We start from the raw sequence: 3167 nt of genomic DNA on the forward strand, positions 1-3167 counted from the left end.
GTTCCGCGCGGGCCGTCACTCACTGCGTCCCACCCGATGGGCTTCAGCGAAGGGCGGAGTCCATCGCGTTGAGCATCGTGGCGGAGGCGTCGTCGTTCTCCAGGGAGAAGGCGAACAGCCCGCCCAGGCCCTTGCTCTTGGCGTAGGCACCGCGCGCCTGGACGGCCTGCGGGGTGTCACCGGTCCAGAAGTTGGTGCCGTCGTAGGCCCAGCTGCTCTCGGTGACCGGGTCCCAGTGGGTCTGCGCCGCGGTCAGGTTGAGCTCCTTCCAGGCGGCCAGGCCGGCCTCCTGGCTCAGCGGCTTCTTGGCCGTCGGGCCGGTCGCGCTCTGGTACAGGCCGAAGTTGGAGCCGGCCGGGACGCCGGTCCAGCCGCGCCAGTAGAACGGGATGCCCAGCACGATCTTGTTCGCCGGGAAACCGCCGGGGATGCCGTACTCGGGCAGACCGGTGGTGTACGCCGCGAGCGTGGTGTCCACGTTGTACTTGCGGGCACCCGGGGTGATCGGCGTGGTCGGGTCGGCCGGGCTGTCGTGCAGCGGGTCCTGGTGGTTGGTCGGGCCGGTGGCGTCCCACGCGCCGTGCATGTCGTAGGACATCACGTCGGCGTAGTCCAGGTAGGCGCCGATCTTGTCGGTCTCCAGCTGGGCGATCTTGTCCTGGCCGCTGGGCAGCGCGGCGCTCAGGATGTAGCGCTTGCCCTGGGCGGCGCCGAGGGTGTCCAGCTGGGTGCGGAACTCCTTGAGCAGCAGCGTGAAGTTCTGCTTGTCGGCGGCGGAGTAGTGGTTGCCGGTGTGGCCGCCGGCCGAGCCCGGGTACTCCCAGTCGAGGTCGATGCCGTCGAACAGGCCGGCCGCCGAGGCCTGGCCGCCGGAGGCGTCACCGGCGACACCGGTCGGCAGGTTCCCCTTGAGGAACATGTCGACGCAGGAGGAGACGAAGGCCTTCCGGGAGGAGTCGGTGGCGGCCGCGTCGGAGAAGTACTTGGAGTACGTCCAGCCGCCGATCGAGATGGTGTACCGCAGGTTCGGGTACTTGGCCTTCAGCTGGCGCAGCTGGTTGAAGTTGCCCTTGAGCGGCTGCTCCCAGGTGTCGCTGGTGCCGTCCACGCTGGTGGCGCCGCTGTAGTCGGCCTGGTAGTCGGCGTAGGCGTCGCCCGCGCCGTCACCCGCGTTCGGGTTGGACTCGTTGGCCGAGTCGGAGGCCTTCACCGTCTGGAAACAGGTGAACTTGGTGGGGTCGATGTTGGCGAACGCGTAGTGCACGACGTCCAGCTTGCCCGCGGCGCCGCTGGTGTCGACGTTCTTCGCGTTGTACGCGTTCTCGTAGACGCCCCACTGGTCGAAGTACGCCGAGCGGACCGGCTGCTGCTGCGCGGGGGCGGCGGAGGTCGCGGTGGACACCGGCGCCGACTGGGCGGAGGCGTGGCTGCCGGAGTAGCCCTGGACGCTGAAGGTGTAGCTCTTGCCCGGCAGCAGCGAGCTGACCGTGACCGAGGTGCCCATCGAGGTGGCGACCAGCTGGCCGTTGGACCACACCTTGTAGGCGACCACGCCGTCACCGCTGGTCAGCGTGGCCGGCTGCCAGGTGAGCACCACCGCGTTGGAGGTGGTCTTGGTGACGGCGAAGCCGGTCGGGGTGGTGACCTTGCCGTCCCCGGCCGGGCCGCTCGCGGTGGCCGTCGGGGTCGGGGTGGGCGAGGTGGGGGTGGTGGTCGGCGTCGGGCTGTTGGTCGGGGTGGGGCTGCTGGTCGGCGACGGGCTGTTGCTGGGGCTGGGGCTGTTGGTCGGCGTCGGGCTGCTGGTCGGGGTGGGGCCGGCCGGACCGGTCAGCGTGAGGTCGTCCGCGTAGTACGTGCCGGTGCCGTACCAGCCGTGGGTGAAGACGGTGACGGAGTTCGTGGTGGCACCGGTGGTGAAGGTGGTGCTCAGCTGGTTCCAGCCGGTCCCGCCCGGCGACCAGGCCGAGGAGTTGACTCCGGTGCCGGTGGCGCCCAGGTAGACGTAGCTGCCCTGGACGAAGCCGGACAGGGTGTACGTGGTGTTCGGCTGGACGGCGACGGTCTGCTGGCACTGCGCGGTGTCGGAGGCCGAGGCGGCGCCGCTGAGCGCGCGGGTCCCGCCGTGCACCGGGGTGGTGACGACCGAGCCGTTGGAGCAGGTCCAGCCGGCCAGGGTGCCGGTCTCGAAGTCACCGTTGGACAGCAGGTTGACCGGGGCGGCCGAGGCGGAGCCGAAGGTCAGGGCGATCGCGGCGCCGCTGGTGGTCAGGGTGGCGGCCAGCGCCAGCGCGGTGGCCCTTCTGCGGTGGGCGGCCCGGCGGCCGGTGCGCTCCCCGTCGGGGTGGGCTGACTGTGCGGGCAGGACACGGTCGTGCATGCGGTGGGTCCTCCGGATGTGTGGGGGTTTCCGGCGGTGCTGCGGCCCGGGTGGGCCTGGGGAGCCGGCCCGGGCGCGGTGGGGGCGCGCGGGCTGGTGACGCGTGGGACGGGCGGTGCTCGGACGCGACGGGTGGTCGACCCGTGCACGTCATGACTGAACAGATTGGACTGGACCAATATTCGCCGTCAAGGGTGTCCGCCCGCTGGGACGTTCCCGGCCGCGGGAGCGTCGGCCCGGTAGGTTGACCGTACGAGCAGGCCCGTCGAACGGAGGAGGCGCAATGGACAGCCAGGACTGGGACGACCGCTACGCCGCGAGCGAGCTGGTGTGGGGTGCGGAGCCCAACCGGTGGGTGGTCCGTGAACTGACCGGCCACACCCCCGGGCACGCCCTCGACCTGGCCGCGGGGGAGGGGCGCAACGCCATCTGGCTGGCCACCCAGGGCTGGGAGGTCACCGGCCTGGACTTCTCCGCCGTCGCGCTGGAACGCGCCGAACGGCTCACCGCCGACCTGCCCGACGAGGTCGCCGACCGGCTCACCTGGCGCCACGGCGACGCCCGCACCGTCGACACCCCCGCCCCCGGGTACGACCTCGTCCTGGTCGCCTACCTCCAGCTGCCCGCCGCGGACCGCCGGGCCGCGCTGCGCCGTGCCGCCGACGCGTTGGCCCCCGGCGGCACCCTGCTGGTCGTCGGGCACGACCTGAGCAACCTCACCGAGGGCGTCGGCGGTCCGCAGGACCCGGCGGCGCTGTTCACCCCGGAGGACGTCCTGGCCGACCTGGCC

2 protein-coding genes are annotated in these 3167 nt (G+C 71.9%); one reads left to right on the top strand and one right to left on the bottom strand.

Annotation, left to right across the window (positions count from 1 at the left end):
• Positions 1 to 43: 43 nt before the first annotated feature.
• Positions 44 to 2377 carry a glycosyl hydrolase family 18 protein gene (locus ACFRMQ_RS39615; protein ID WP_380735752.1) on the bottom strand — a complete coding sequence of 778 codons (2334 nt, stop codon included), beginning with the start codon at positions 2375 to 2377 and terminating at the stop codon, positions 44 to 46.
• Positions 2378 to 2660: 283 nt separating this feature from the next.
• Here ACFRMQ_RS39615 and ACFRMQ_RS39620 point away from each other — a divergent pair.
• A partial coding sequence (locus ACFRMQ_RS39620; RefSeq protein WP_380735753.1) for a class I SAM-dependent methyltransferase occupies positions 2661 to 3167 on the top strand: 507 nt, incomplete at its 3' end.

Origin of the sequence: Kitasatospora sp. NPDC056783 (assembly GCF_042789895.1) — a bacterium.
Classification (GTDB): Bacteria; Actinomycetota; Actinomycetes; order Streptomycetales; family Streptomycetaceae; genus Kitasatospora.